Annotated in this window: 7 protein-coding genes and 1 pseudogene; all 8 read left to right on the forward strand. The window is 69.9% G+C overall.

Annotated features, from left to right (window positions below):
- The first annotated feature begins 121 nt into the window (after positions 1–121).
- The 8 genes and pseudogenes from EJK91_RS05625 to EJK91_RS22910 all read left to right on the forward strand — a co-directional run bounded on the left by EJK91_RS05625 (position 122) and on the right by EJK91_RS22910 (position 6,974).
- On the forward strand, positions 122–514 hold the full coding sequence (locus tag EJK91_RS05625; RefSeq protein ID WP_125078447.1) for a helix-turn-helix domain-containing protein: 393 nt from the start codon (positions 122–124) through the stop codon (positions 512–514).
- Positions 511–912 carry a hypothetical protein gene (locus EJK91_RS05630; RefSeq protein ID WP_125078448.1) on the forward strand — a complete coding sequence of 134 codons (402 nt, stop codon included), beginning with the start codon at positions 511–513 and terminating at the stop codon, positions 910–912. Before EJK91_RS05625 ends, EJK91_RS05630 begins: the two co-directional genes overlap by 4 nt.
- A 274-nt stretch (positions 913–1,186) precedes the next feature.
- The gene (locus tag EJK91_RS05635) at positions 1,187–1,399 is read left to right on the forward strand and encodes a DNA-binding protein (RefSeq protein ID WP_125078449.1); all 213 of its coding nucleotides are present in this window, start codon (positions 1,187–1,189) and stop codon (positions 1,397–1,399) included.
- A 132-nt stretch (positions 1,400–1,531) separates the two neighbouring features.
- Positions 1,532–4,216, forward strand: a complete 2,685-nt coding sequence (locus EJK91_RS05640; protein ID WP_164517888.1) for a bifunctional DNA primase/polymerase — start codon at positions 1,532–1,534, stop codon at positions 4,214–4,216.
- A gap of 491 nt (positions 4,217–4,707) precedes the next feature.
- The gene (locus tag EJK91_RS05645; protein ID WP_125078451.1) at positions 4,708–5,202 is read left to right on the forward strand and encodes a hypothetical protein; all 495 of its coding nucleotides are present in this window, start codon (positions 4,708–4,710) and stop codon (positions 5,200–5,202) included.
- On the forward strand, positions 5,199–5,690 hold the full coding sequence (locus EJK91_RS05650) for a flagellar hook-length control protein (RefSeq protein ID WP_125078452.1): 492 nt from the start codon (positions 5,199–5,201) through the stop codon (positions 5,688–5,690). Before EJK91_RS05645 ends, EJK91_RS05650 begins: the two co-directional genes overlap by 4 nt.
- Before the next feature lie 304 nt (positions 5,691–5,994).
- Positions 5,995–6,561, forward strand: a pseudogene (locus tag EJK91_RS05655) (recombinase family protein); the annotation flags it as partial.
- 263 nt (positions 6,562–6,824) lie between these two features.
- Positions 6,825–6,974, forward strand: coding sequence for a hypothetical protein (locus tag EJK91_RS22910; protein ID WP_164517889.1), 150 nt, complete (start codon positions 6,825–6,827; stop codon positions 6,972–6,974).
- Positions 6,975–7,328 lie beyond the last annotated feature (354 nt).

The following is a 7,328-nucleotide window of genomic DNA, read 5'->3' on the forward strand; positions in this document are numbered from 1 at the left end:
GGTACGCCAGCACATTGGCCACCGGCAACGGTGACCACGCAGTGGACCCAGAGCGAGGCACAGGGCATCGCGGTTCGGGCTCTCCCTGCGGAACCACACCGAGCACTCGGAGTTCCGCACAATGCCCGCCATCACCCAGAGCCCGGCGGTAGTCACCCGCCGGATGACCCCCGACGACGTTGCCGACGTTCTCGGCTACTCCCAGACCTCCACCGTGTGGCGGCTGATCCGCGAGGAGGGTCTGCCCGCCGTCCGGTTCAACCGCCGGTACTACATCAACGAAGCCGACCTTCACGCCTGGATGGCAGAACGTGGCCTGATCACCGCCGCCGCACCGCGGCCCGCCCCTGCGGTGGCGGCAAACACCGCCCCCAGTGGCGCTGTGGCCGTTGACCCTGCGTGGGTGGCCGACCAGGTGGCCAAGTTCGATGCCGAAGCGTTACGGCGCGCTGGGGAGCTGTTGCTGGCACTGGCCAACAGCGCCACCGCGGCGGCCGAAGGCGGTGCCGCGTGAGCGCGGGCCTCATTCCGAACACGGTGCCCAACGTCTCGGCCGTGAGCCGGGAGGACGGCTCGCGCTACCCGGTCGCCGCCTGGGGGCCGGAGTACGAGCCGTGGGCGGTGGGGAGGGCCGGTCTGTTTGAGGCCGACGGCGAGACGTTCTACCTCGACACCGGCACCGCCGCCGCGCCCGTCATCCCGGCACCGTACGGCTACGCCGCCATGCGGCTCGGCAGCGCCGTGAAGTACCCGGTGGTCGGGTGGGACCTCAACGCCGGGGAGGCGCTGGTGACCGATACGGAGACGGGCCGGGTGCTGCCGGTCAGTGAACTCACCGGTTTCACCGGCCTAACGACCATCTACCTGCGCATCGAGGTCGACAACACGCTTGACGTGGAGGTGCCCCGGTGAGCACCCGCAGCCTGGCGATCACATGGGCTTCTGACATCGAGCCCGAACTGCCCCCGTGGCCGCGGTTCCCGCATTGCCCCAGCACCCGGTGCAATCGCCGGTTGTGGGCGGCGAACAGGGCCGTGGACGGACCTACAGCTGACGGCAGATGCCCCCACTGCGGTTCGCCCCTGCGGCGCATCTGAGTTCCCCGACAAGTGAGCGAAACACCCTGTGCTACAGGTGGTTTGCACGGTCGTCTGCTCTAGTTGCTCATATCGAGAGGAGGTCACCTGTGGCCGAAACCACCACCGCCCCGACGGAGGGCAACCGGTTCATCAGCCTGCGTGCGGCTGGGCGGCGGGTCGGGCTGTCGTACTGGACGATGCACCGCCGGGTCCGCGACGGCGTGCTGCCGGGCTATCGAACCGGCCCGAACGGTGCGCTGCGGGTCAAGGTCGGCGATGTCGACGCGCTGCTGGTGCCCGTTGCGCCGCAACGGGGCTGACCCCGAAAACAGCGATGCCGCCCGGCGCGAGCGTTTTGGCCTCGACTCGCATGTGCCGGACGGCACCCCCGCCAACCAACCGTGTGAACCCAACGAAGGATCCGGCGTGCCGACCCCGATGAAAGGATCAACGTGACCCAGAGTAACCCCAAGGGCGGCAACGCCGCTGAGGCCGACCGTGCCCGCCTCCTGACCGCGCTGCTGGCCGATGCACCCGACGACGCCACCGGCCATGAGGCGGTGCGTAAGTACGTTCACCGCCTGGCCGAGGCTGGACTGGCGGTGCTGTTCGTGTGGCCGGGCTCCAAGGTGCCCGCTGATATGCGCAGCCCGCAGCGCAGGAGCGCCGACGACAAGGCAGCCCGCGCGGCTGCCAAGGTGGCGGGCCGCCGGGGCTGGGACACGGTCAAGTCACCGGCCGGGCTGGCGCTGGCCACCACCGACACCGACGTGCTGGACGGCTACCTGGACCGGTACGTGAAGACGTTCGCCGACCGGTACCCCGAAGGCGTGCCGGTGAGCCTGGCGGTGGAGGTCGGCGGGTCGGAGCTGGTGGTGGTCGACTGCGACACCGCCGTGCAGATGCAGCGGTGGCGCGACATCGCCACCGAGGACATCGCCCCCGGCACCTTGCCCACGGTGATCAGCCCCGGCCAGCTGGGGCCTGACGGGGTGACGCGGGTGCACAGCGACGGCGGGCATTGGTGGTTCACCGTGCCGGACGGCGTGCGGCTACCCGCCGGTCCCGGATGTGGTGCCCTGACCGACGGTGACGACGGCTTCGCGGTGCTGTGGGACCGCCGCTACGTGCTGGTGCCGCCGAGCGTGCGCGAGGAGGGCAGCTACGCCACCGCTGGTGAGGTGCGCGAGCTGCCGCCCTGGCTGGCCGAGGCCATCACCGATCATGGCCGGGCACGGGTCGAGCGTGCTGAGCGCGGCCGGGCGGTGACCAGCGGCAACACGGTGGAGCGGTGGGGCGCGTCGGCCACCTGGGCAGAGATTCTGGCCCCGACTGGCTGGAGTCCCACCGGCAAGGTCGACGGCTGCGGCTGCGAGACGTGGACCGCGCCGGGTGCGCACGCCAGCGCCAAGAGCGCCACCGCTCACGAGCCGGGGTGCGGCCGGATGGACACGCCCGACCCCGGCCTGAACATCTGGACCGACCACGACATCGAGCCGTTCGGGCCGGTGGTGGCCAAGCACGGCAGCTACGTGACCCGCCTGCGCGCGGTGGCGGCGACCCACTACGACAACGACCTGGAGGCCGCCATGGACGCACTGAACGATGCCTACGACGGCCTGGCGCTGACCGATGACGACGTGGTGTTCCTCGACAGCTACCGCAAGGATGTGCCGCCCGAGGTGGATGAAATCGACACTGACGACGCCGACGATGACGACGAAGCGCCGACTCTCACGCTGTCCCGCGAGTTTTGGAGCCGTCACCCCCGGCTCCAGCTGTTCCACGACATGTGCCTGAGCCACACCACCGCGCCCGACGCAGCACTGGGCTTCGCGCTGGTGCGGCTGGCCGCGCACACGCCGCCGGATGTGCGGGTCAGCACCGGGGTGCGGTTCAGTCTGCCGTTGAACATGTTCGCGTTCGCCACGTCGACCACGGGCGCGGGCAAGACCACCGCCGCCAATGCGGCCGAGGAGCTGGTGGTGTTCCGGCTTGGGTGGGGCGACGACCCGATGGCCTGCCCGGTGAAAACCGGCGACGACGACGCCGCGTTCCCGGCGCTGGGCAGCCTCAAGACCGGCGAGGGCCTGGTGGAGGCGTACTACGGCGAGCGAACGATAACCATCGGCACCAACAAGAACGGGTCGCCGAAGACGAAAACAGTGCGCTCGGTGGTGCGGTCGAACCTGTTGACCACCAACGACGAAGGCCGCACCGTGGTGACCCAGATCAACGACGAGAAGGCCAGTCTGGGGGCAACCCTGCGCGAAATGTGGTCGGGTTCGACCGTGGGGGCCAGCCTGGCTGACCGTGGCCGCGACCGGCTGCTCAGGCGCGGCACGTACTCACTGGGCGTGGTGATCGGCACTCAGCAGTCGGTCCTGGGTGATCTGGTGACCCGTACCAACATTGACGAGGGCACCGTGCAGCGGTTCCTGATGGTGTGGTCGAAACCGGGGCCGTACGTCACCGCGGAGCTGCTGGCGGCGGTGGCCGGTGAGTACGCGCCGCTGGAGGTGAAGGTGCCGACCATGCCGCTGCGGTTGTGCGCACCGCTGCGCGAGCAGATCAAGCGCACCAACACCGAGACGTTCCTGGCGCAGGACGCCGGGCCGGGCACTGACCCTGACGAGCACTCGCTGGCGGGCCTGGACTCGCAGCGCACGGCCATGGTCGCCAAGCTGGCCGCGCTGCTGGCGGTGTTCCTGGGCGCGGGCGATGACCCCACCGCCTCCCTGGACCCTGATGACCCGGCCTACCTGGCGGTGGGTGAGCTGGAGTGGCAGCTGGCCGAGGAGTTGTTCGCGGTGTCGTGCGCAATCGCCACCGACGCCGCCACGCGCCGCCGGGCGCGGCGGGCCAAGACCGCACGGGCTGAGCGAGCGGTGGCGCGCGCCGAGCACGTGGCCGACGTGGAGGCCCGCACCACGCCCCAGGGCCGCGCCAGGGCCAAGCTGATCGGCGCGCTGACCGGCATGGGCCGGGTGCGCTGGTCGGGCAAGAAGGGCTTGCGCAACCGGATGTTCAACGGCAACAAGGAAGCTGCCGCCGAGCTGGACCGGATGATCGAGTCCGGCCAGGTCAGCCGGGCCACCGAAGGCCCGACCGTGTGGGTTGAGCTGCTGCACCAGTAGCCCGGCCCGCGCCACGGTCCACCGGCCCGGTCACCCGCGATGGGGGCCGGGCCGGTGTGCGTCTGGCTAACGGTGCGCGATAGCTAACTAGGTAAGGCGCAGGGTAAGGGGGTAAGGCGGGTAAGGTGCCTTACCCCCAGGCGCGCTAAGGCGCGGGCTAATGCACCTTACCGCGTGGTCTGAAAATATATGTATTTCTCTATATGTACTGGTAGAAGAGTTGCCCGACTATGGCGGGATTGTCCGAGTGGTTGCTTTCACACGCGGGTGTGCGCCAACGGGTCGCCTTACCCTTACCCCCTTACCTTACGGCTGGGGCCGATGTCCAGCTAACTCATCTGGGCAGTGCGCTGGCCCAGGGCGCTGCGGGCGGGCGGTCGCCACCGGTCCGGTCACTGAGGGCGACGGCGGCCACGGGGAGCGGTGGAGACACCCGTCGGAGCCCGCGCTGGCGCAGCGGCGGCTGCACCGTCCGTTGACAAGATGTTGACGTGACCAACCGACTGGAGTCCCGGCACCGTGCGGAGCGTGCCGCACGCCTGGCCGCTACGGGCGCGACGTGGCAGGAGATTGCCGACGCACTGGGCTACCGGTCGCGACAGGCGGCACAGCAAGCGGTGTCTCGGCTGCGCGACCGCACCCCGCCCGAGACCACCGAGCAGGCCCGCGCCAAGCACGACGCCGCGCTACAGCTGCTCCAGCGCCAAGGGTTCACCCGGTTCATGCTGGCGCTCCAGGCTGGCGATGACGACACCGCACTGCGGTACTCGAAAGAGCTGCGGTCCACCGTGACCGAGCGCGCCAAGCTGGCCGGTGCCTACGCGCCCGAGCGCACCGAGGTCGACGTGACCGTCACCCAAACGGCAACTGCGGTCATCGACCGGCTGGAGACCGAGCTGCTGGCGCTGGTCGCCCACCGCGAACCACCGCCCGCCCTGGACGGCGGGAACATCATCGACGCCGAGATTGAGGAGATCACCCGATGACCACCCTGACCCCCGAGGACGCGATCAAGGCTGCCGCCTCGGTCGCCCGCGACGTGGCCGACGGCACGCTGGCCCCGGCCGACCTGGAGGTCCAGGCCGCCGCTGAGTGCCGGGCGCTGTTCGGCACCGTGGCCGGGCCGGACGATCCGCTGTGGCCGCTCCAGGTAGACATCGCGCGCCAGGTGCTGGCCCTTGATGGCGTGGCCGCCGACGAGCTGGCCGAATGGCTGGCCGTCGCGCGCCAGCGTGCCGGGGAACCGGTCAGCCCGGCCAATGCCTCACCGGACGCCGTTTCGGCCACCAGCGAGGCACACAGCGCCGCCAGCGATACCGTGGTGGCTGACGCCACCGAGCCCATGGCCGCCGGCATGGCCGATGCCGAGCCGGAGCCTCAGCCCGTGCCGGAGCCGACGCCCATCCCTCCAGGACGGCGTGACGAGTACGACCCATTGCGCGGCTGGTCGCCGGGCGGCAGTCTCCTGCGATAACCCGCCTCGTGGCGGTGTGCGCCTCGCTGGCAGGCGCGCCCGGCAACTTATCCGCCGCCGCGCCGTTCGCCAGCCAGCGGCCCAACCAGCCGCCGAAACGGCGGCGCTGGCGGCGCTCGGCACCCGAGACCCGCTGCGGCACAGGGCAGTAACCCGACAAGGGCGGATTTGTCTATCTGGCCTACGCCCTAACCGGGCGGCCCGCAAAGCGGTGAATACCGCCTATTTAGGGTCCATAGCGCATTGTTAGACAATGGTCTAGGATGGCTCTAAGAGGTCAAACAAACACCTACGGAGAGCGGACATGAGCAACGGACAGACCATCGGCTACGTGCGCGTTAGCACCGTCGGCCAGAACACCGACCGTCAGTTAGACGGGCTACAGCTGGACAAGGTTTTCACCGACACGGCCAGCGGCAAGGACACCAACCGCCCTGCGCTGACCGAGTGCCTGGGCTACGTCCGCAAAGGCGACACCCTGGTGGTGCATGAAATGTCGCGACTCGCCCGGTCGCTGGTCGATCTGCGGCGCACCGTCGATGACCTGGTTGCCGATGGCGTGCGAGTCCAGTTCGTCAAGGAGGGCCTGACGTTCGGCGACGACGCCGACCCGTGCGCGGTGCTGATGCTGTCGGTGATGGGTGCCGTCGCTGAGTTCGAGCGTGCGCTGATCCTCGAACGACAGCGCGAGGGCATCGCCATCGCCAAGTCCAAAGGCGTCTACAAGGGCCGGGTGCCCTCGCTGACCGACGAGCAGGCCGAGGCGGTGGCGACACGCCTGGCCGAGGGCGAATCGGCCTCGGCGCTGGCCCGGGAGTACGGCGTCAGTCGGGCCACCGTCTACAACACCCGCGAACGGGCGGTGGCCGAGCCCTGGACCGAGGCCGACGTGATCGCCGTTGACGACCTGTACCGCCAGCACGGCAAGCTCACCGCTCACGACGAGGAAGTGCGGACGCTCGCCGACGACCTCGGGCGCACGCCCACGGCGGTGTCCGCGCGGATGCGCAACCTCCAGGCCGCTCACAACGAGCCCGGCGTCTACCCCGGCACCGCCTGGCACTTCACCAGGATGGACCGCCAGGTGGCCGACCGGCCCTGACCCACCACCACCACCACGGAAGGAACCGAACGATGCGCACCACCATGACCACCGCAGAGCACCGCGCCGCCTGGGATGCGCGGTGGCGCAACGCCTACGCCACCGACACCGAGGCCGACGCGGCCTACGCCGAACACCAACGCGCCGGGGCCGAGCTGCGCGCCATGTTCGGCCCCGCCTAGCCCCGACACGCCCAAGCGCACCGACGACCCCCGGCCCAACTACGGGCCGGGGTTTGTCGTCTGTCCGCCTCAAATTCCCACGTCGTAGGCCCGTCGCAAGCACTTGCCCGACATGGGAGGTATTGTGCCGCAACAACTTTCATATGCAGCTTTGCACGCAAGCCGCCTAGTCTGTGGGCATGACAGCCACCAGCCCGCCCCTGACCGCCACCCCTCCGCGCACTCACTCGGTGGAGTTCTGGCGCTCCCGGCTCGGCGCAATGGCCAGCCGCGGCGAGACCGACGGCCCCCGCGTCGAGGAGGCACGGACGGCGCTGAGCTGGTGGCGCACCAGGGCGTTTCTGATCCGCGAGG

This window comes from Mycobacterium sp. P7213 (assembly GCF_900604305.1).
In the GTDB taxonomy this organism is placed as follows: domain Bacteria; phylum Actinomycetota; class Actinomycetes; order Mycobacteriales; family Mycobacteriaceae; genus Mycobacterium.